The sequence below is a fragment of the Bacteroidales bacterium genome, assembly GCA_035647615.1.
Classification (GTDB): domain Bacteria; phylum Bacteroidota; class Bacteroidia; order Bacteroidales; family 4484-276; genus SABY01.
In genome coordinates this window covers 39,826-61,506 of record DASRND010000004.1, presented here as the reverse complement: position 1 = coordinate 61,506, position 21,681 = coordinate 39,826, and the positions used below count along the sequence as shown (strand labels likewise).

General features: G+C 47.0%; 15 protein-coding genes. 13 read left to right on the top strand and 2 right to left on the bottom strand.

The window, feature by feature from the left end:
- The first annotated feature begins 91 nt into the window (after window positions 1-91).
- From VFC92_02065 to VFC92_02055, 3 genes are all read left to right on the top strand, one after another.
- Window positions 92-2,047, top strand: a complete 1,956-nt coding sequence (locus tag VFC92_02065) for a DUF3857 domain-containing protein (GenBank protein ID HZK06961.1) — start codon at window positions 92-94, stop codon at window positions 2,045-2,047.
- A gap of 35 nt (window positions 2,048-2,082) precedes the next feature.
- Complete coding sequence (locus tag VFC92_02060; protein HZK06960.1) at window positions 2,083-3,906, top strand: DUF3857 domain-containing protein; 1,824 nt, start codon at window positions 2,083-2,085, stop codon at window positions 3,904-3,906.
- A 265-nt stretch (window positions 3,907-4,171) separates the two neighbouring features.
- The gene (locus VFC92_02055; protein HZK06959.1) at window positions 4,172-6,205 is read left to right on the top strand and encodes a tetratricopeptide repeat protein; all 2,034 of its coding nucleotides are present in this window, start codon (window positions 4,172-4,174) and stop codon (window positions 6,203-6,205) included.
- Window positions 6,206-6,412: 207 nt separating this feature from the next.
- On the opposite strand, the gene VFC92_02050 is transcribed toward VFC92_02055, so the two are convergent.
- The gene (locus VFC92_02050) at window positions 6,413-7,303 is read right to left on the bottom strand and encodes a hypothetical protein (GenBank protein ID HZK06958.1); all 891 of its coding nucleotides are present in this window, start codon (window positions 7,301-7,303) and stop codon (window positions 6,413-6,415) included.
- Window positions 7,304-7,625: 322 nt separating this feature from the next.
- Between VFC92_02050 and VFC92_02045 the strand changes: the two genes are divergently transcribed.
- The 5 genes from VFC92_02045 (at window position 7,626) to VFC92_02025 (ending at window position 12,217) form a co-directional block, all read left to right on the top strand.
- Entirely contained in the window at window positions 7,626-9,746 is a 2,121-nt protein-coding gene (locus VFC92_02045) for a prolyl oligopeptidase family serine peptidase (protein HZK06957.1), read from the top strand.
- A 171-nt stretch (window positions 9,747-9,917) separates the two neighbouring features.
- Window positions 9,918-10,043, top strand: coding sequence for a hypothetical protein (locus VFC92_02040; protein HZK06956.1), 126 nt, complete (start codon window positions 9,918-9,920; stop codon window positions 10,041-10,043).
- Between the two features lie 62 nt (window positions 10,044-10,105).
- Window positions 10,106-11,203, top strand: a complete 1,098-nt coding sequence (locus tag VFC92_02035; protein HZK06955.1) for a TlpA disulfide reductase family protein — start codon at window positions 10,106-10,108, stop codon at window positions 11,201-11,203.
- Window positions 11,204-11,649: 446 nt separating this feature from the next.
- Complete coding sequence (locus VFC92_02030; GenBank protein ID HZK06954.1) at window positions 11,650-11,880, top strand: hypothetical protein; 231 nt, start codon at window positions 11,650-11,652, stop codon at window positions 11,878-11,880.
- Complete coding sequence (locus VFC92_02025) at window positions 11,870-12,217, top strand: type II toxin-antitoxin system PemK/MazF family toxin (GenBank protein ID HZK06953.1); 348 nt, start codon at window positions 11,870-11,872, stop codon at window positions 12,215-12,217. The genes VFC92_02030 and VFC92_02025 overlap by 11 nt, the downstream gene beginning before the upstream one ends.
- 175 nt (window positions 12,218-12,392) lie before the next feature.
- Here the strand turns inward: VFC92_02025 and VFC92_02020 are convergent, their stop codons facing one another.
- A complete protein-coding gene (locus VFC92_02020) occupies window positions 12,393-13,667 on the bottom strand; it encodes a BamA/TamA family outer membrane protein (protein HZK06952.1) in 1,275 nt (424 codons plus the stop codon).
- Between the two features lie 375 nt (window positions 13,668-14,042).
- On the opposite strand from VFC92_02020, the gene VFC92_02015 reads away from it, so the two are divergent.
- The 5 genes from VFC92_02015 to VFC92_01995 all read left to right on the top strand — a co-directional run bounded on the left by VFC92_02015 (window position 14,043) and on the right by VFC92_01995 (window position 21,613).
- A complete protein-coding gene (locus VFC92_02015; protein HZK06951.1) occupies window positions 14,043-14,768 on the top strand; it encodes a prolyl oligopeptidase family serine peptidase in 726 nt (241 codons plus the stop codon).
- 18 nt (window positions 14,769-14,786) lie between these two features.
- A complete protein-coding gene (locus VFC92_02010; protein HZK06950.1) occupies window positions 14,787-16,634 on the top strand; it encodes a glycoside hydrolase family 13 protein in 1,848 nt (615 codons plus the stop codon).
- A gap of 89 nt (window positions 16,635-16,723) precedes the next feature.
- Complete coding sequence (locus VFC92_02005) at window positions 16,724-17,980, top strand: MFS transporter (GenBank protein ID HZK06949.1); 1,257 nt, start codon at window positions 16,724-16,726, stop codon at window positions 17,978-17,980.
- Window positions 17,981-18,192: 212 nt separating this feature from the next.
- A complete protein-coding gene (locus VFC92_02000; GenBank protein ID HZK06948.1) occupies window positions 18,193-19,107 on the top strand; it encodes a cyanophycinase in 915 nt (304 codons plus the stop codon).
- Between the two features lies 1 nt (window position 19,108).
- Window positions 19,109-21,613 (top strand): TIM-barrel domain-containing protein, encoded by a 2,505-nt coding sequence (locus VFC92_01995; GenBank protein ID HZK06947.1) that lies wholly within the window; start codon window positions 19,109-19,111, stop codon window positions 21,611-21,613.
- The last annotated feature ends 68 nt before the right edge of the window (window positions 21,614-21,681 follow it).

The following is a 21,681-nucleotide window of genomic DNA, read 5'->3' as shown; positions in this document are numbered from 1 at the left end:
CCCGGCACCACCAAGGAGTTTTACGGTCGAAATGAAATTTTTCAATACTTTTACAGCCAATATTTTTTTTAAAACAAAAAAATCATTTTTTATGATCAACAAAATGCTATTTACGCTTACCCTCCTGCTGTCGGGACTGCTGATGCACGGACAGAGCGTGGAGGAACTACTAAAAACTACCGGCACTGCCGCCGACTATCCGGGCAGCGACTTCGTGGTGGTTTTCGACAGCACCCGCGTGGAGGTGCAGGAAACCGGCCTGGGCTACTTTTTTATGCACCAGATGTTTAAAGTGCTCACCCCGCAAGGAGCGCTCGACAAGCGCGTGATCGAATACGGTTACGAACCACTCTCGGCCTATGTCGAGATACGTGAAGCCACCATCTACCGCGCCGACGGCAGCCGTGAGCAACTCGACCTGACACAGGTACGCGACTATCCGGCACCGGCGAGAGCCATCTACTGGGGCGCCCGCGAAAAACTAATCGAAGCCGGCAGGTTACAGCCCGGCGACGCCATCGACCTGGTGCTTTTCAAAAAAGGCTACACCTATGCCCTTCTGATGCAGGACGACGAGGATAGATACATCCCACCCATGCGCGGTCATTTCTACGACATCGTCCCATTCTGGAGCGACCAGCACATGCTCAGCAAAGTCTATAGCGTGAGCATGCCAGCCGACAAACCATTGCAATTCGTATTTTATCACGGCGAGTGCCAGTCATCGTTGCGTTTCGTTGGCGACCAACACATCTATACTTTCTCCAAAAGCAACATTGCACCGCTGAAGCGGGAATCCAATATGGTGGATGCCTCCGATATTGCGCCCAAGCTGCTGATGACAACCAGCCCCGACTGGGAAGCCAAGTCGCTGTGGTTTCACGGCGTCAACGAAGACTACGACAGCTTTACTCCTACCCCTGAGGTAAAGGAGTTTGTAAATAATTTGCTCAAAGATGCCAAAACAGAGTCCGACAGCGTGTCGATACTTACGCACTGGGTAGCCGACAACATGCGCTACTCGGGCATCTCGATGGGCGAAGGCGAAGGCTTCACGCTACATAATGCCGAGATGAATTTCCGCGACCGCTGCGGCGTGTGTAAAGACAAGGCAGGTATGCTCATCGCATTTTTGCGGGCGGCAGGTTTCGAGTCGTACCCGGCAATGACCATGGCAGGCTCGCGCATCGAAAACATCCCCGCCGACCAATTTAACCACAGCGTAACGTTGGTGAAACTTGCCGATGGAAAATACCACCTTCTCGATCCCACCTGGGTGCCCTTTGTTCGCGAGCTGTGGAGCAGCGCCGAACAGCAACAAAACGTGCTGATGGGTATTCCCGGTGGCGCCGACCTGATGATCACACCCATTTCGCCACCCGAAGATCATTATCTGAAGATGAATGGAACTTCCACGCTGCTTCCCGACGGAACCCTGGAAGGTGAGCTGTACGTTACCGCCGAAGGACAAACCGACGCTTCCATCCGCAACATTTTCACCAGAGCATTCAAAGCAGATTGGGACAAAAATGTTGAGCGTGAACTGCTGCGCATCAATCCCAAAGCCGAAATTATCAGCATGGATTATGGCAACAATCCCATCGACCACATGGCCGGCCCCATCGAAATACGCATCAAATACCGCATTCCGCAATATGCTGCTGTAGGCCAAAACAAGCTGGTATTCACGCCGCTGCTGGCCAACCGCATTTTCCCCGCCGGCATGTCGCATCTTAATCTTAACACAAATGTACCTGACGACCGGGAATTTGGCTTCCGCGACCGTTGCAGCCGGTTGGTAGAGATCAGCGAAACCATCAACATTCCCGATGGCTATTTAATGATGAATGATCCCGTAAAGTTGGATTATGATGGTGAAGCCGCTGCTTACAAAGGAACATTACAGCAAAAAGGCAACACCCTCGAACTAAGCCAGGAGATCATCCTCGAAAAACGTATTTATGAGCCTGCAGACTGGCCTGCCGTGAAAAAAGCTGTAACAGCCCAGAAAAACATGGCCGATCAACCCATCGTGTTAAGTAAATAATTCAGGTGTTATTAATTTAGAAAATGATTATTCAGATGAAAAAGATATTTCTATTATTTCTGGCCGGATGGTTTGCCACGGCGGCCAGCGCACAATACAACGACGCCGATGCGGTGTTTGGCAAGATTACCAAAACTTTTACCCTCAACGACGATGGCAGCACCACCATGCGCTGCTACAAGCAACTCCGGCTGCAAAGTCATCTGTCGTTCAACCAGCTTTATGGCGAGACTTTTATCATTTACGACCCGACCTTTCAAGAAATTACCATCAACGAGGCCTATACAATTATGGCCGATGGAAAGCGGGTGGTGACGCCGGAAAATGCTTTCAACGAAGTGCTGCCGCACGGCGCCGCACACTCAGCAGCATTCAATCATCTGCGCGAGCTTGTGGTGACGCATACCGCCACCGAAATCGGCGCTACCATTTATCTCGATTATACCCTCGCCAGCCAAAATGATTTTTTGCCGGCGCTCATGGGCAATGAGCTGGTGCAGGAATCGTCGCCGATAGAAGAGATGCAAATTGTTATAAAAGTTCCCTCCGCTGTTGAGCTGCAACACCGCATGATGAATCTGCGCACCGCCCCTGAAATGGTGGTGCAAGGCAACCAGAAAGTTTATACCTGGACGTTTAAGGGCATTGCTGCCGGGTCGCAGGATTATTTCAGTGGCGCACAACTCTCGGTGCCGCGTCTGGTTTTCACGACATCGCCCAAGGCAGGAGCTGCGGTCGATTGGATTACGCGCCAACAGGCTTTCGACTATCACGCCACCGATATTTTGCAGAAATATGCTGCCACCATAAAATCTGAAAAACAAGAGGAGATGAAGACGCTACTGGCGTTGCAAAATATGGTTGCTAAAGAAATGGCTTACGACCGCGTGCCGCCCGAATGGAATGGCTACCGCGTGCGCACTCCCGAAGAAGTGTGGCAAAGCAATGGCGGCAACCAACTCGAAAAAGCGGTATTGCTGGCTACTTTGCTCAACGCGGCCGACTTTCATGCCGTGGCCGTGATGGCTGCTCCCGAAAAGCTTTTTGAAAAAAATATGGGCGACCTCCTGATTTTTGATGAGAGTTTTGTGAAGGTAAATACCAAAAACTTCGGGACGCTTTATCTGAGCGCAACTTCCACAAACGACCAAAGCCTCGACTACGGTTCAGGCGGTCAGGTGCTGATGCCGCTTTACAAAAATGCCGACATCTCCCCCACCACCTTGTCGGAAGGAAAAAATGTGATAGACGCAGAAGGTAAATTTGTGCTTGCTCATGATCAATCGCTTAGTGGCCAGATGACAATCCGGTTGCAGGGAAAACCCAATCCATTTTTGCTGTTGCAAAATGATGCCAACAAAATAAAATCGCAGTTTACCCAAAATATGATCAGCAAATCCGACGACGCTGTAAAAGTGGCAAACAGCAATGCCGAGAAAAGTGAGATCGTGGTGCAGATTAATAAAGAAAAAGCACTGCAGGATGCCGGCAAAATCATGCAGCTGGAGCTTCCGCAAATGACAAGCGGCTTTGGTGGGTGGCACATCAGCTACCTCAGCAGCCAGCGCGACGGCGATTTTGTGTTGCCTTTCCCCATCAGCGAAAGCTATAAATACACCATCACCTTGCCGGAAGGCTATGAGTTGGTAACGTTGAAACAACGCGTGGATTTGAAAAATGAAGCCGGTTCGGTGAAGATAGAGCTAAGCCCGAAGGGGAATCAAATCACCGTCAGCCGCTCGTTGCGCCTCGACAAAAGCGTGATAGCTCCGGCCGATTACCCGGCGTTGCGCGCATTGATAAACGAATGGCTCGACACCAACTACACCACGCTACTTTTGCGCAAAGCAGTAGATTAGATTACAATACTTTTAATAATTCTTCCGGCCATCCTCAAACATGAAAGAGGATGTCCCAGTTCCACGACGACCTCTGTTGTTCGGCTTAGGCTGCGGTGGCTGTGGTGGCTGAGCCTGTCGAAGCCAGCTTGTCGAAGCCAGCCTAAGCCGAATTTATTTTTGCAGGCTGTGCCTGCTTTTTTGTTTGCATAATTAACATAGTTGGAGCCTGTAACATTAGTATAGACGTGGTGCAACCTCGTCCAAACTCTTATTTTTGCAAACCATGAAAAAGGAATTGCCAAAGCAAAAACAACAAATAAAGCCGGCGCAGCAAGGCTCCCGCCGCACCTGGTTGTGGCTGGCGCTCATTCTGCTGATCACGGTGCTGGCTTACGCCAATGCCGTCGACAACGACTTCATCTACCAGTTCGACGACGACCTCTACGTTACCGACAATCCCGACATCAAAGCGCTTTCGGCCGACAACCTCTATCGGATGTTTACCACGCCGTATGTAGGTTTGTACCTGCCACTCACCATGCTCAGCTATGCCATCGAGTATCATTTTTTTGGCCTCAATGCTACTGCTTTTCATCTCATCAACCTGCTGCTGCACCTGATAAATGTATGGCTGGTTTTTTTATTAATATTAAAATTAAAACCCAACGTGTACGTGGCTTCGCTGGTAGCTTTGGTTTTTGCGCTGCACCCGATGCATGCAGAGTCGGTGACGTGGATTTCGGAGCGGAAGGATGTTTTGTACCTGGTGTTTTATCTGGCGGCAGCCATTTTTTATCTAAATTATATTCGTAAAAATAGTGCCCGCAACTACCTGATCACCTTGGGGTTTTTCGTGCTGTCGCTACTCAGCAAAACCATTGCGGTATCGCTGCCGTTGCTGCTACTTGCTTTTGATTGGTACTACGGACGCAGCCTTGCCAGCCGCCGCGTATGGATAGAAAAGATTCCGTTTTTTGCGCTAAGCGCCGCCATCGGATTGCTTGGCATCTGGTTTACCAGCACCGCCGCCGACACTTCCACCCCCGATATCTCCTGGCTGCACCGGCCTTTTATCGTTGCCGATGCCGTGCTTATGTATCTGTGGAAATTCTTTGTTCCCATCCAACTCAAAATTTATCATTACTACCCGCCCACTGCTTCGGGCTTGCTACCACTGCGTTTTTACGTTTCTGCCGCCATTCTTCTGGCGCTGTTAGCGATGGTTTTTTTATTAATAAAAAAATCAGGCGTCCTGAAACGCGACCTGATCCTGGGGCTGGCAATTTTTGTGGTGCCTACACTTTTTATACTACAAATCGTTCCTGCCGGGCGCGCCTATGCCGCCGACCGCTACACCTATTTTTCTTACGTCGGGCTCACTTACATGCTGGCGGTGAGCACTTGGCAAATTATTAGCACACAAAAAGCAAGCTTGCGCAAATGGCGAAATCCATTCATAATCGTGCTGGCAGTATGGCTGGGAATGCTGGCAATAGTGACGCGACAGCGCAACACCGACTGGAGCGACAGCATCACCCTGTTTACCGATCTGATAGAGAAAGAACCTGACCGTGGTCATCCTTATCTGATCCGGGGCATCACCTGGTACCAGAAAGGACAGTACCCCAAAGCGCTGGAGGATTACAACCAATGCATCCTGCGTGATACCACCGACGCCAAAGCATTCGGAAACCGCGCCTCCGCGCGTGGCATGTCGGGCGACTATGCAGGCGCTTTACAGGACGCCGATCGTGCGCTACGGATTCAACCCGGATATACTTCGGCCATTAACAACCGGGCAACTGCTAATTTTTATTTAGAAAATTATGCACACGCTGTTGCAGATTATGATGCACTTATCGCAGCCGACAGCAGTGATACGGGCAATTATCGCAAGAAAATAATGGCGCTCGAAAAGATGGCCGACACCGCCGCTCTGATTGATACCTACCAGCATCTGATGCAACTGGAGCCTAAGAATTATTATAATTATGCCAAAGCAGGAGAGCTTTATTACCGTCAAAACAAATTGGAAAAGGCCATCGGATATTTTGATGAGGCGCTGCAACTCGACGCATCGCAACACGTGCTATTGGTGCTGCGGGCGAACGCACATTTCAAATCGATGGACTACGAGAAGGCATTAAAAGATTATGTGCGCTATGCCGAAATTACCGGCGACGCCAACGCCTGGCACAATGCCGGCCAATGTTGCCTGAAACTCGAACGCCTGGAAGATGCTTGCAATTATTGGGAAAACGCAGCTATTGATAACTATGCACCGGCGGTAAAACAGATGAGGGCGTATTGCAGGTAAGAAGAGTAGATTTTTTGGTGGAAGGCTTAATCAGTCTTGAGATGAAGGCTGTCACAAAATTAGAGGATGTGCATTTGGCTCAGGCTATAAATTATTTAGAAGCTTAAATCAACGCTAAATTTAATCAGCAAAATCAAATAAGTAATCATTAATAAGAGCTTCAGACAATGCAGGCAATGTACCGCGAAAATTAATAACCCACGCTTCCTAATAAAATTCATAGAAATGTTTTAGCATGTACTTTCGGGGCGGCATTCCGGGCAGCCCGGCAACGGTAGCACGCACCAGCAGCACGTTGCCATCGGCATCGTATTCGCGTTCTACCTCACTCACCAACTGTTCATTTCGATCGGTTTCCGTCTGCCGGGTAGCGTTGCCGGCGGCATCCAACTCTATCGCAATATTGTTTTTTTTGTAAGGCATCTCCTCGCTCATCTCCGTCAGTCGCCCTTGCTCGTCGTAAGTCATCAGTTGCTTCGCGATGAGTTTGTCGGCAGCATCATATTTCAAAGTTTTGATGCGGTTTCCTTTGTTGTCGTATTCATTTACCAGCGTGGCTTCTTCGTCCGGATTGTTCAGCGTCACTTCTGTCAGCCGGCCATTTTCATCAAATTCATAAAGGTTTTCCGTTTCCTTCTCACCATATTCGAAATACCTTTCGGCAATGCGTTTCCCATCTTTATAATCATACTCCTCGCGGTACTCTTCTTCGCCGTCTTCATCCTTTTGAATCACACGCCATAAAAGTCCCTGCTCGTTGTATTCGTAATCGATGGTATCGAAAGTGTCATCCAGATAATACACAAACTTTTTCTGGATTTTGCCGTTTTCATCCACTTCCCAACTTACCTTTTCTTCTGTCTGCCCCTCCTCATCAAGGGTTTCTTCAAAAATTAAAAACTTTTTCTCGTCGTATTTGTAAACGGACGTTCCGGTAGTCTGGCCATAATTATCAAATTTGATATCGGTGAGCAAGTGCCCATTTTCGTTGTAAACGGCGCTGCTATGCTGCACACCCTCGGTATCCATGTATTCCTCAAATTCCGATTCAGGAGCCACATCAATACGATAGATTTTCTGCGATTTTACTTTTTTCATTATAAAGGTGTCTTTTGAATTTATGAAGGATTTGTGATTATTTAGTTGGTTGATTTTTTTAAAATTTACATTTGTTGATCGATTCTATAGATTTAGAAAAACCCAACACACCCCCCCGACCCCCTAAAGGGGGAGTTCCCAACGCACAACCGATAGAGTGTGGGCTGACTTCTCCTTTAGGGGATTGAGGGGTAGCGTGAGCATTTTAAAATAAAGACTCTTTACTGAAATTTCTGTATTAAAGGCCATCATCTAAATTATATCAATGATTTCCTATTTTTGCAAAAACAAAGTTTCGACAAACATCTTAAAAATTAGCGTGATGAGAAAATTGATTTATGTACTATTTATTACACTTGTGATGACTACACAAAGCTGCCAGCAACAGGCAGAGCGGATTAAATATCCGGAAACCAAAAAGGGCGATGTGGTGGATACACTTCATGGCCAGGCCATTGCCGACCCGTACCGCTGGCTCGAAAACGATACTTCTGCCGAAACCGGCGAGTGGGTGAAACAACAAAATGAAGTTACCGAGGCGTATCTCTCGAAGATTCCATTTAGAAACGACATCAAAAACCGCCTGACGAAGATTTGGGATTATCCAAAATACGGTGTTCCTTTCAAAAAAGGTGATCGTTATTTTTATTTCAAAAATGACGGCATGCAAAACCAAAGCGTGCTCTATGTGCAGGAAACCCTCGACGCCGAGCCGCAGGTGCTGCTCGATCCCAACAAATTGTCCGACGACGGCACCGTAGCTTTTGCCGGAATGGATGTGAGCAAAGACGGTAAATATCTTGCTTACGCGATAGCGCGCGGCGGCTCCGACTGGAACGAGATAAAGGTGATGGAAATCGACAGCCGCAACCAACTCGACGACCACCTGAAATGGGTGAAGTTTTCGGGGATGGCCTGGAAAGGTGATGGCTTTTATTACAGCCGTTACGACGCGCCCAAAGGTAGCGAGCTTTCCGGAAAAAATGAGTTTCATAAAGTTTATTTTCATAAAGTAGGCGAGCCTCAAAGTAAGGATGTGCTCATTTATGAAGACCCTGCTTATCCGCTGCGCAACTACAGCGCCGGCGTTACCGATGATGAAGATTTCCTGCTTTTATATCATACCGAAAGCACCTCCGGCAATGCCCTTTATTTTAAAGACCTCCGCAAACCGGGAAAAGATTTCACCAGTATCGTCACGGGTTTTGATAACGATTTTGCTGTGGTCGACGACTACAACGGCAAGTTTCTGGTGCGCACCAACTACAATGCGCCCAAATACCAATTGTTGCTCATCGACCCGGCGCTTCCGCAACCCGAAAACTGGGCCACACTGATCCCCGAAAAAGAAGAAGTGCTCGAAGGTGTGACGCTGGTAGGTGGCAAAATAGTGGCGCAGTATCTCAAAGACGCCTATTCGCAAGCTTTTATCTACGATATGTGGGGCAACCTCATCCGTGCACTCGACATCCCCGGCATTGGAACGTTGGCCGGCTTCAATGGCAAGAAAGACGAAAATACCGCCTTCTATGCTTTCACCTCTTTCGCAATCCCTACCACCATTTATAGGTACAACATCGAAACGGATACCTCCACCATCTACCGTGAGCCTACGATAGAAGTCGAAGATTTGACTTTTGAAACCAAACAGGTTTTCTATACCAGCAAAGACGGCACAAAGGTTCCGATGTTTATCGTTCATAAAGCAGGCATCACGCTCGACGGAACCAATCCCACGCTGCTCTATGGTTATGGCGGTTTTAATATCAGCCTCACGCCTTCCTTCAGCACCCAAAGACTGATACTGCTCGAAAATGGCGGCGTGTTTGCCATGCCCAACCTGCGCGGTGGCGGCGAATACGGCGAAGCGTGGCACATGGCCGGCACCAAAGAACAGAAGCAAAATGTGTTTGACGACTTTATCGCTGCCGCTGAATATCTCATCGACGCCGGTTATACTTCGCCCGATTATCTCGCCATCCAGGGCGGCTCCAATGGCGGCCTGCTGGTTGGCGCCGTAATGACCCAACGCCCCGAACTGATGAAAGTAGCTTTCCCGGCCGTGGGCGTGCTCGACATGCTGCGCTACCACATGTTTACCATTGGCTGGGCGTGGGCCACCGACTATGGCACCAGCGACAATGCAACCGACTTTGAATATCTGATAAAATATTCGCCGCTGCACACCATCGAAGCCGGCACCTGCTACCCCGCCACGCTCGTAACCACTGCCGACCACGACGACCGCGTGGTGCCGGCACACTCTTTTAAATTCATCTCCGAGCTACAATCCAAACAAAGCTGCGACAACCCCACGCTTATCCGCATAGAAACCAAAGCCGGTCACGGCGCCGGAAAACCCACTTCCAAAGTCATCGAAGAGTACGCCGACATCTACTCCTTCATGTTTTACAACATGGGCATTACGCCGGTGTATGAATAGAGAATAAGTTTTGATACAAACAAAAGCCTCTTGCATCGTAAAGATGTGAGAGGCTTTTTTTATTGGTTCGCTGGGAGAACTTGCGCCATGCGCCATGCGCTTTCTGAAATTTAGAATTATTCCAAATGAAATGTTTCCTAAGTTTGCGGCGCAATTTTATTAACCAGGCAAATGAGAAATCCTGCATTCACATTGGCTGATGACTTTCACCGCGACATTCCGGCGGTGAGGGTGAGTTTTGAGAAGGATTTTGGGCTCACCTTTCAGTTAAGTTTGCAAAAAGTAATGAAGAAATAAACATAATATTACGTTTACGCAGAAGTTGTAAACAATACAATAACCAAATAAAATAGATAAAAATGAGAAAAATGATTATTTATGCCTTTATTCTTTCAATGGCTCTAAATTCCTGTATGAATAAAGATGGTGAAATTAAAATTACAGGTAAAACTCAAGGTTTCCCTGATAGTACAAAGGTAGTTCTTTTGAACTTTGATACTAAAAAAGGAGTAGACACCACTTATATTGTAAATAACGAATTTCATTGTGCAGCTTCAAGCACAAAAGTTAGTCCCCACGGAATTCTTATTGGAGAAGGTTCCGAAAAAGAATTTTTATTTCTTTTTATTGAAGATGCTGACATATCGATAACAGGCAAAAAGGGGGAAATAAAATTTGCCAAAGTCATAGGAGGCGAAATACAAAAGCAACATAGCGACTATTTTAATTCAAAACTTCCAATGGAACTTAAGTTTGATAGCATAACCAAAGAACTGATGAAAGCAATGCAGAATCAAGATAGAGATAAAGCCGAATCATTAGGGCAAGAGCAAGATGATTTAATTCAAGAAAGGACATCGTTTGGAGCACTTTATATCAAAGAGAATCCTGATAATCTTTATAGTGCTTTTATCTTAGAAGGCTTTTTGGCAGGGCTTCCAAAATCCGAAATTAAAACACTGTATGAAAACCTATCTCCAATAATTAAAGAATCTGATTACGGGAAATCCATAGCTCAATGGCTGGAACTTAGTAAGGAAGTTAAAGTTGGAGATATAGCAGAGAACTTTTCATTGCAAGACATTACTGGGAATAAAGTTAGTTTAAAGGATTTTCAGGGAAAGTTTGTTTTATTGGAGTTCTGGAAAATAGGTTGTCCAGGATGCGTGGAAGAAAATAAAAATATTGTAACTGAGTATGAAAAGTATAAAGAAAAGGGTTTAGAAATAATCAGTATCGCAGGAGGCAAAAATATTGATGATTTGAAGGAAGCGTCTGATAGGTTTTTCATTAAATGGTATTCATTACAAGATTCAAATACTGAATATGGAAATGTTGGTTCCAGATATGGTGTTACTCTTGTCCCTACAAACTTTTTAATAGACCCAACAGGTAGGATTATTGCAAAAGATTTAAAAGGTAAAGAATTGAAGGATAAGTTAAAAGAGATCTTTTAGAGGTAAGTACTTCTTACAATACTTTGTATAAGTAATGGCAGGAGATGTGCGAAATTTCAAGGTTTGTAGCCCGCTTAAAATTACTGTAATTTGACAGGAAATTTGCCCGCAATCCCTTACTGCACATAGGCCAACCGTTCAAACAATATTAAAGAATTTTCGCAAAGGCACTATTTTAATAAGCAGATAAGATTTTTAAAATCCTAATTCGGAGATTTTTAAGAAAAAAGAAGAATACGACCGGGTAAAAAGAAAGCGTTATGATATTTCATAATTTAGCTAAACGGATAAGATGGTAGTACCAGAATCAAACAGCCAATTATTTGGAAAAATTGCAGACCTACTAAATGAGGCAAGGAAATTTGTGGTTAAGAGCTTGACAGAATAGCAAATACTTGTTTGACATACTAATAAGATATACTTTTGCTGTGCTAAAATAAGAAATCATGAAAACTGTATCATTAAAAATTGATGAGGCGATTTTTGGAGAGACTGAAAAAATTCTTTCAAAAATTAAAAAACCAAGAAACAGGTACATTAACGAAGCACTTGATTTTTATAATCGATTGCAACGACGGGCTATTTTAGAAGAGAAGCTAAAGGAGGAATCTGATTTGGTAAAAGCAGATTCGATGGCTGTTCTAAAAGATTTTGAGGAGATTGGTTATGTCGATTAAACAATATGAAATCTGGACTGCTGATTTAAATCCACAAATTGGAACTGAACCCGGAAAAACAAGACCCGTACTTATTATCCAAACAAATCTTCTCAATCAAATTCCACATCCATCAACGATAGTTTGTCCGTTGACGACAAATACCAATAAAGATTCGGATATTTTACGCGTACATTTAAAAAAGGGAGAAGCGAATTTACATCAAGATTGTGATGTAATGATCGACCAAATAAGGGCTATCGATAATAATCGACTCATGAAAAAGATTGGAAATTTACCCGACAACCTGATTGAAACGGTTAGAGAAAATTTATTGATAATTATCGATTTGGAGTAAATCACAAAGGACTATTCACGGCCATAGTTTCCATTTGCAATTCCAGTGGCATCAAGCGAATCTGATGCGTCCCTTTTGTTTTGGTTCCAAAATTTCTACGCACAAATGGATTTGTGTTCGCAACGAGTACTATTGCATCCGTTAAAAACTATAATTTTAAACCCCTCTAAAATTTTCAGAATGTTTCGGATGCCGAAAGATAAAACCCGGTAGATTTCTCGCCAAATCCGATATCGATGGCAAGATTGGTACGCGATTTCTTATCTACCATAAATCGGAACCCAAAGCCATAGCCGGGCTTTACCGATTCGAATAAACCCAGAGAATGTATCGGGCTATTCGCCGTGGTAGCATTCACAAACACGACGCCGCCCCACAGGCCTCCGCACTGAGAAATCGGGAAACGATACTCAGCTTCGCCATACACCATTTGGTTTCCCCGAAAGCGGCCCTGCGTATAACCTCGTCCACTTCTGCTCCGCTGATCGTAAGCGGTAGAAGGCAAAATGAGATAGGGCAATCCACCCTCAGGGGAGATGTCTGCCATCGCCCAAAACGCCAAAAGATGCCGTGGATTTCGATGGGACAAAGGATGAAAACTTCGCCACTCCATCGAAAAGTAGCTGGCGGATTTATGACTGCCCAGTAACTGCAGAGCGCCGTTCCAACTAATCATTGCAAAATGTCCTTTATATGGATTGATCATATTATCGCGGGTGTCAGAAACCAGGTTGATACCGATAGCTGAGGAAGAATATTTCTTTTCATTAAAACCATAATACTTACTATATGCGTAGTTGCTGGTTATCAATGAGTCGCCTGGATTCAAACGAAGTTTTTCATCTTTAATCCCGAAGTAGCTGTCGAGGTAATAGCCCAGACCTATGTAAAATGATCGCGTTATGTTGTAAGAAGCAGATTGATAAATGCGCAGGAAGTTAAACTTTAATGGTTGAGCCAGAGAGTCCACAACTGTAGAGAGGCCACTTAGACTAACCTGATAATCAAGAATCCCCCCTTCTGGCGCGTTGGTTCCCAGGCCAAAGGTTGACTGCGAATAGATCATGTATCGCCAATCGCCAGAAAAAAAGAGTTTGTTATTTTTGGTGTAGACGCTATTTTTTAACAGAAAGAGTTGTTGATTTTTGGTAGTAAACTGCATACTACCTGATAGCATGGAAAAACGGGTATCGTCCCCGGATAGTTTAAACGCGTATTGCCCACCCACTCCAGCCATAAAACCAGTAGCCGGATTGGAACCGATGACCGGTATCAGCAAAATAGTGCCGGTGGAATCGGCCAACTCTTTTGGAGGCTTATGAAATGCCACCCGGAGTACATCGCCAAAATCCCTTTGGATGCAGGCAGTATCGGCTATAGCGGGTATTGTATCCTGAGCATGAGCAAGAAATGTAAAAGGAATGATGAATATCAGGAAAAATACTCTCATGACACGGGATTTAATTTGAGGTTCCCTTTGGTAAGCGGTAACAGTATTTCAAAATATAAATTGTACTTAATATTATTTAAATCGGCTACCTCACCTCGTAATAATAACAGGAATAAAGACCTGAGATAAATATTCTACTTTCAAATCTTACAGTCATTTCCCTGCCACCAGCTGTTTTTCATCTTCTCCGGTTTAAAATTGTTTTTGATTTTCAAATGCCCAAAAAAGGGGCAGGCTGTTGTTTGTGTGGTGATTAACAAAAAACATCGGGCGGTGGTGTGTTTAATTTTTATATTTATTGACATACATCAGCCCCTTTGAATAATAACCCGTTAAAAAACTATAATTTTGAACCCTATTATGACAATGAAAATAATGAAAGCAATTCTTACGATAACGATCTCTTTGTGGCTTGTGGCTTGGCTGCCGCTTCAGGCGCAACCGGTGCAGAAAGCCATGCAATTCGACAAAAAAATCACACAGGAGGTGAAGATGAAATACCTGCTTTATCTGCCAGCCGATTACACCGACGACGGCAGCCACAGCTTCCCATTGATGCTTTTCCTGCACGGATCGGGCGAGCGTGGCGACGACCTGCTGCTTGTCAAAAAAAACGGCCCGCCCAAAATTGCAGTTGAGATGTACCTTCCTTTTATCATCCTCTCACCACAGTGCCCACTGAGCGAACCCTGGTGGAATATTGAAGATGTCAAAATTCTGCTCGACGACATCATCAGCCACTATCCTGTCGATCGCGATCGCATCTATGTTACCGGGCTGAGCATGGGTGGTTTTGCTACCTGGGACATGATTATAAAATACCCCGACGTGTTTGCTGCTGCGGCTCCTGTTTGTGGCGGCGGTTACACGCATCGCGCGCATCTGATCAAGGATGTGCCGGTGTGGGTGTTTCACGGGCAAAGAGACAACATTGTGCCCATCGAATATAGCCAACGGATGGTAAATGCGCTGATGGACAATGGCGCCGAGGTGGAATTTACGGTTTATCCCGATGCCGGCCACGACGCGTGGACACCTACCTACAACAATCGGGAGCTTTATGAGTGGTTGCTGAACCATTCAAAACACAGAGAAGATTAACATCAAATTATTTTTACCATGGCCTTCCGACGACTTTTATCGCTTCTTTCATTATTATTAATCTCATCTGCGATCTTTGGTCAGCCCTCTGCCATCCGGCATCTGGAGCCACCCTTTTGGTGGAGCGGAATGCACAATCCCAATCTGCAACTGCTGGTACATGCCGATAATATTTCCACATACAAACCTTCGATTAATTATCCCGGCGTATCCATTAAGAAAGTTTCGACAACGGACAATCCCAACTATCTTTTTATCGATCTCGACATCAGCGAAGCAGCTGCTGGAACATTCATTATCAAATTTGAATGTAAGGGTAAAAAAACTTTGGATTACGAATACAAGCTGCTGCCGCGCACCAAAAGCTCAGCGTCACGCAAGGGTTTCGACCAAAGCGACCTGATCTATCTCGTCCTTCCCGACCGCTTCGCAAATGGCGACCCAAAAAACGATACACATCCCGACATGCTCGAAGCTGCCGACCGCAGCAATCCCGACGGACGCCACGGCGGCGATTTGCAGGGTGTAATGCAAAAGCTGGATTATATCGACAGCCTGGGCGTCACGACGCTGTGGCTCAACCCGGTGTTCGAAAACAACATGTCCACCTATTCGTACCACGGATATTCCATCACCGATTATTACAAAACAGACCCACGCCTGGGAACCAACGAAGATTTCCGGCACCTCAACGAGATGCTGAACCAACGCGGAATGAAGGCGGTGATGGACATGGTTTTTAATCACTGCGGGCTCAACCATTGGTGGATGAAAGATTTGCCTGCCAGCGACTGGGTGCATCAGTTTCCGGAATTTACCAAATCCAATTTCCGCGCCTCCACGGTTTTCGATCCGTACGCTTCTGATTACGACCAGACGCTTTTTACCAAAGGCTGGTTTGACACCTCCATGCCCGACCTGAATCAGAAAAACCCATTTCTGATGACTTATCTTACCCAAAACAGCATCTGGTGGATAGAATATGCCGGGCTGGATGGCATCCGCATGGACACCTATCCTTACCCTTACAAAGAACAGATGGCGCAGTGGGCGAAAAGGGTGCTGGAGGAATATCCTGATTTTTCGATTGTGGGCGAGGTGTGGATGGGCGTGCCGGCGCTGCTGGCTCCGTGGGAAAATGATCCGGCGGTAGAAACAGGGTATGAATCGCATTTGCCCTACATCTTCGACTTTGCCCTTTACGATGCGTTTGGTTTGGCTTTTAATGAAGGTTCCGGCTGGTCAACGGGGATTACGCGCATGTACGATGTGCTGGCGCAGGATTTTGTGTATGGAGAAAATCCTCGTATGGTGATTTTTCCTGACAATCACGATGGCAGCCGGCTCTTTACGAAAGTGGGGCACAGCCTGGCCAACCAGAAGCTGGCCGTAGCCTTTACACTAACTACGCGCAGGATTCCGCAACTTTATTACGGCACCGAAATACTGATGAGCGGCAACGAAAGCGACGGCCACGGAAAGATGCGCAAAGACTTTCCCGGCGGGTGGCAAACTGATTCGGCCAACAAATTCACAGCTTCAGGGCGCACCGCCGATGAAGAAGATATGTTGCGCTTTACGCAAAAACTGGCCAACTATCGCAAAAACCACAAGGTTTTACAAACCGGCAAACTCACCCATTTTATCCCAGAGGACAATGTGTATGTTTATTTCCGTCATAATGACGACGAGATGATGATGATCGTGCTCAACAACAGCAACGAAAGCCATCCTTTGGATTTGAAACGCTACGCCGAGATGACGAAAGGCATTAGTACCGGAATGAATGTGCTCGACGGAACCACGGTGGTGCTGGAGAATTTGACTATTCCCGCCAAGGAGGCACTGGTGATTAAATTGCGGTAAACGCTAAACTTAGGGAAGATGAAATTATTTTTAAATAAAGAAAAAACGACTTATTGTTGCAATTTTAAAACATCAGAAAACTAAATAATATGCTACCATTTCAAAAGAGATTATCGAATTTTTTCTACGTCGTTCTGGGGCTTCCCGCCACGGCGATGGGTTTTGGGTTGTCGATACAAATCGCAGTCCTGAGCTGGATATTGCGCACGCAGTACGGCCTGGAGATGGACGAAATCGGCATCGTGTGGGCAGCCGGTCCCATTGCCGGCATCATCGGGCAGCCTATTGTGGGGCTTATCAGCGACGGCACCTGGTTTTGGGGTGGACGGCGAAGGCCTTTCATCTTTATCGGCGGCACCCTGGCGGCACTGGCGATACTGGCGCTGCCCAACATCGGGCTGATTAGCACCAGCCTCGGCATTGGCAGTATTGTGGCGGTAGCAACTACCGTGGCGCTCACGCTCGATCTTTCCATCAACATCAGCTTTAATCCCACGCGTGCCATCATTGCCGACGTAACGCCCGATGGAGAGCCACGCACCAAAGGCTACACCTGGATGCAGTCCATCTCCAATTTCTTCGGCGCCGGCGCTTATCTCATCGCTGCACTGGTTGGTAACATGGAGTTAATTTATATCGGCGTTGCCGTAGTATTCTTATTCTCGGTGGTGCCGATGTTTTTTATCACCGAGCCGCGCGACCTGATCAGCGTCGAAGACAAAGATGTGGAACCTACCCGCACCGACTGGAAGCAGCTCTTCCGGATATATTTCGCACATAGCTTTTCGTGGCTGGGAATTCAAACGATGTTTATTTACAGCATCGCCTTCTTCGAGCAGCGCTTCCACACCACCGACGGCGCCTATCTCGGCGCCATCATCGGATGGTCGTTTTTTATCCTTAACGCTGTGGGCGCCATTTTCCCCATCGTGCTGCTGGAGCCGCTGTCGCGCCGCATTGGCAAAGTAAAAACGCAGGTACTTTCGGTGGCTTCGATGGCTGTTGGCTATTTTCTAATCGTGCTGCTGGTGCGCGACACCATCACGATGTACCTCATCTTTGTGCTGCTGAGTCTGGGCTGGGCTGCAGTGGTGAGCCTCCCTTTTGCCATCATGAGCGAGAAAGTAAACAAAGTAAAAATGGGATTTTTTATGGGAATCTTCAATCTTTCGGTGGTACTGCCGCAACTCGTGGCCAGTCTGGTGCTGGGATTTTTTATAAAGAATGCCGACGACAAATCCATCATCTATCTCATCAGCGGCATATCGCTGGCCATCTCGGCAGTGCTGTGGCTATTGGTAAAAGAAAAGAGTGCACACGAAGAAGCAGTGAACGATAAGAAGTGAGTTACAAAGTCCGGTTGACGAATTACGCCTGCCCTGAGCGTAGCCGAAGGGATTGACGATTTTAAATTTATGCATGTCGTATGTTTATTTTTGAATTTGGAACATTCGGAACGTAGAGACGCACGGCCGTGCGTCTGAAAACGCAGATAGATCAGGATTGACAAAAACGATTAACGATTAACGATTAACGATTTAAAAAAATTAGAACAAAAATGAATTTCAGATTATTAAAAATATCGGTGTTGTTTTACGTTTTGATTTTCGTTTTCGGATGTACCGAACAACAGCCACCCGAAAGCCCCACGCAACCCCACTCCTCCTGCCCCGAAAACGGCTACCTGATTGCCGCCGGCGGAAACCTGACCGACACGGCGGTTTTTAAGAAATTCATGGAACTTTCCGGTGGCCCGGACGCTCCCGTGGTCATTATAACTACCGCGGCTACGGATGAGGAACTTGCTGACGGACAGTTTTATGCAGATCAGGAAAAGCAATGGCGGGGCTATGGTTTTACAAACTTTAGTTTTATGCACACACGCGACCCAAAAGAGGCCAACAGCGAAGCGTTTGTTCAGCCACTGACAAATGCACGCGGCGTGTGGTTTTTGGGTGGCAGGCAGTGGCGCCTGATGGATGCTTACGAAGGAACAAAGGTTTTTGACCAACTTGAGAAACTACTCGACAGAGGCGGCGTAATCGGTGGAAGCTCTGCGGGCGCGAGTATTCTGGCCAGCTATCTGGCGCGTGGCGATTCGCAAACTAACACGGCTATGATGGGCGATCATGAAAAAGGTTTTGGATTTTTCGACAATACTGCCATCGATCAGCACCTGCTTGCCATGAACCGGCAGTTTGATATTTTTGATATACTCGATGCGCATCCGGGAATGCTGGGCATTGGGCTGGACGAAAACACCGCCATCGTTGCGCACGGCAATCAATTTGAAGTGATCGGCAAAAGTTACGTGGCCATTTACGACGGAACTTTTTACCGTGAGGTGCGCGACAAAGATGACTGGAATCATAAAGAGGGCGAAGTCAGCCAGCTTCCCAAAGGTAGCCGGAAATTTTATCTTTTAAAAGCCGGCCAGAAATACGATATGTTCAACCGCAAGGTTATTGAATAAGATGAAAAACAGCGATAATAAATTCAAATTGGTGCAGGCAAAACCCTATCTGTTTTTGCTGCTGTTTTTTATAGCTATCTTTTTCATTTTTCGCTTTTCGCGCACGCTGGTACCCGAAAGTGGTTACGCCCGGCTTATCTATGAATCGCACCAGATTAGCGATGGACGTTTGTTTATTAAAACCGATAAAGGCACCTTCCGAATCAGCCTGCCACAGCCCGACGTGGCAGAGATAATTTTTTACAACCAAAAACTCCCGTTCATCGATAGCTCACACGCTGTTTTACCCGCCAGTGCTGCTACTTCCGTAAACTTCGCTTCCGACGACCGGCAATTGATTTATGGATCAAATGAGATGCAGGTGGTGATAGACAAATCCCCCCTTCGTTTTACCTTTGTCAGCGGCCCGGATACCGTGCTAACGAGTTACCGTCCTTTTTTTGATCATGACACTTTGCGTGGATTTTCGTTCAAACTTGACGCCGATGAACACATCTACGGCGCCGGCTTTCGAACCACCGCTTTCGACCTGCGCGATCAACACCTCGAGCTTTACAACCAGGTGCACTATGGTTACAGCACCGACGCTCCCAACCTGAATTTCTCGGTTCCTTTCGTGGTTTCCTCTGCTGGCTACGGACTGCTTTTCGACAATCCCGAAAAGGGAATCCTCGACATCGACGAGGCGCAGGCCAACATAATGACCTTTGCTTCCACAGGTGGTCACATGGCGTATTATGTAATTGGCGGTGGCGCCACCGACAGCATCCTCAAAAATTATCATCAGCTTACAGGCTTTCAGCCCATGCCGCCGCGGTGGGCGCTGGGTTATATCCAGTCGCGCTTTGGCTATGAGTCGGAGGCGGAGGCCCGACAGATGGTGAGCCGTATTTTGGCCGAAGGTTATCCGCTCGATGCCGTGGTGATTGATCTCTACTGGTTTGGCGCCGGCGTACACGACAGCTTTTATATGGGCGACCTGGATTGGTACACCAAAAAATGGCCGGAGCCGGAAAAGATGATTGCCGACTTTGCCAATCAGGGGATAAAAACCATCCTCATCACCGAGCCTTACGTGCTGCCCGAGTCGCGCTATTTTAACACCCTGAGTGAAGCCGGGCTGCTGGGCAAAAATCAGGACGGCAGCACCATGATCCTCGACAAGTTTTGGTTTGGCCCCGGCGGATTGTTCGACATTTTCCAGCCACGCATGCAGCAATGGTTCTGGGAGAAATACCACCGGCAGATCGACATTGGCGTTGCCGGCTGGTGGGGCGACCTGGGCGAGCCCGAAAACCATCCCGACAACATGCAGCATGTGGTGGGAAATGCTACGCAGGTTCACAACATCTACGCCCATTACTGGCATAAGATGCTTGCCGAAAACTATGCAGAACGTTACCCGGAAGTAAGGCTTTTCAACCTTAACCGCGCGGGCTTTGCGGGTTCGCAACGCTACAGCATTTACCCGTGGTCGGGCGATGTGGCGCGAAGCTGGCAGGGTTTGCAGGCGCAGCCGCGGGCATTGCTGGGCATGGCCATGAGCGGGTTCCCGTATATGCACTCCGACCTGGGCGGCTTTGCCATGGGAGTGGAAGATGCCGAACTCTACCTGCGCTGGCTGCAATACGGCGTATTCAATCCCGTTTTCCGCGTTCATGGCGACCCACATGCACCGGTCGAGCCTTATAATTATCCCGACAGCATCCAAAAAATCCTGCATCAACTCATCGACTTGCGCTACCGGCTGCTGCCGTACAACTATTCGCTGGCGTGGCTCAATAGCACGCAGGGGATTCCCATCACAAAGCCGCTGTTTGCCGAAGAGCCCTACTTCAAGGCGCTTTCGGGTGTTACCGACACTTACCTGTGGGGCAACAATATTCTGGTGGCGCCGGTGACAGAATCCAAACAAACGCACCGACGGCTTTATTTGCCGAAAGGCGTATGGTTCGATTTTTTTAATGATGAAAAACTCTACGGTTCACGATGGATTAACCAGCCGTTGACGCTGCAAAAAATCCCTGTTTTTGTGCGTGGCGGCGCCTTCATCCCAATGACGGAACCCATCACAAACACGAAGGATTACAGTTCTCAAAATCTAACGCTGCATTTTTACTACACTCCTGAAGTTCCGTTTTCGGCGTTTACGATGTACGAAGATGACGGCATCACGCGCAATACTTTCGCAAAAAATCAATACGAACTGCTTCATTTTCGCAGTACTGCCGCGGAGGAACTCTTATTGCTAACACTTGAGCGTGACATAGCCGGAGCATACAAAAACATGCCGGCCAAGCGCAATATTACGCTGATGGTTCATGGGGTGGAAACGGCTCCTGAAAGAATAATGGCCGGCTCAACATCCATTCAGCCGGTATCTTTACAGGAAAAATTGCAATCGGCAACTACACCGGCCTATTGGTACGATGCCGCAAAAAAACAGATGATAATTAAAATCCTTTGGGACACGGACAAAATCTTAATACAAATCCACGGCATGTAAAGACGTGCGGTATTGTACAGACGCACGGCATGTACAGACGCACGGAACGTACAGACGCATGGCCGTGC

What these genes read in the sequence shown, in the direction of transcription:
- VFC92_02065 (HZK06961.1), top strand. Translation starts at nt 92, where the DNA reads ATGATCAACAAAATGCTATTTACGCTTACCCTCCTGCTGTCGGGACTG.
- VFC92_02060 (HZK06960.1), top strand. Translation starts at nt 2,083, where the DNA reads ATGAAAAAGATATTTCTATTATTTCTGGCCGGATGGTTTGCCACGGCG.
- VFC92_02055 (HZK06959.1), top strand. Translation starts at nt 4,172, where the DNA reads ATGAAAAAGGAATTGCCAAAGCAAAAACAACAAATAAAGCCGGCGCAG.
- VFC92_02050 (HZK06958.1), bottom strand. Translation starts at nt 7,303, where the DNA reads ATGAAAAAAGTAAAATCGCAGAAAATCTATCGTATTGATGTGGCTCCT.
- VFC92_02045 (HZK06957.1), top strand. Translation starts at nt 7,626, where the DNA reads ATGAGAAAATTGATTTATGTACTATTTATTACACTTGTGATGACTACA.
- VFC92_02040 (HZK06956.1), top strand. Translation starts at nt 9,918, where the DNA reads ATGAGAAATCCTGCATTCACATTGGCTGATGACTTTCACCGCGACATT.
- VFC92_02035 (HZK06955.1), top strand. Translation starts at nt 10,106, where the DNA reads ATGAGAAAAATGATTATTTATGCCTTTATTCTTTCAATGGCTCTAAAT.
- VFC92_02030 (HZK06954.1), top strand. Translation starts at nt 11,650, where the DNA reads ATGAAAACTGTATCATTAAAAATTGATGAGGCGATTTTTGGAGAGACT.
- VFC92_02025 (HZK06953.1), top strand. Translation starts at nt 11,870, where the DNA reads ATGTCGATTAAACAATATGAAATCTGGACTGCTGATTTAAATCCACAA.
- VFC92_02020 (HZK06952.1), bottom strand. Translation starts at nt 13,667, where the DNA reads ATGAGAGTATTTTTCCTGATATTCATCATTCCTTTTACATTTCTTGCT.
- VFC92_02015 (HZK06951.1), top strand. Translation starts at nt 14,043, where the DNA reads ATGAAAGCAATTCTTACGATAACGATCTCTTTGTGGCTTGTGGCTTGG.
- VFC92_02010 (HZK06950.1), top strand. Translation starts at nt 14,787, where the DNA reads ATGGCCTTCCGACGACTTTTATCGCTTCTTTCATTATTATTAATCTCA.
- VFC92_02005 (HZK06949.1), top strand. Translation starts at nt 16,724, where the DNA reads ATGCTACCATTTCAAAAGAGATTATCGAATTTTTTCTACGTCGTTCTG.
- VFC92_02000 (HZK06948.1), top strand. Translation starts at nt 18,193, where the DNA reads ATGAATTTCAGATTATTAAAAATATCGGTGTTGTTTTACGTTTTGATT.
- VFC92_01995 (HZK06947.1), top strand. Translation starts at nt 19,109, where the DNA reads ATGAAAAACAGCGATAATAAATTCAAATTGGTGCAGGCAAAACCCTAT.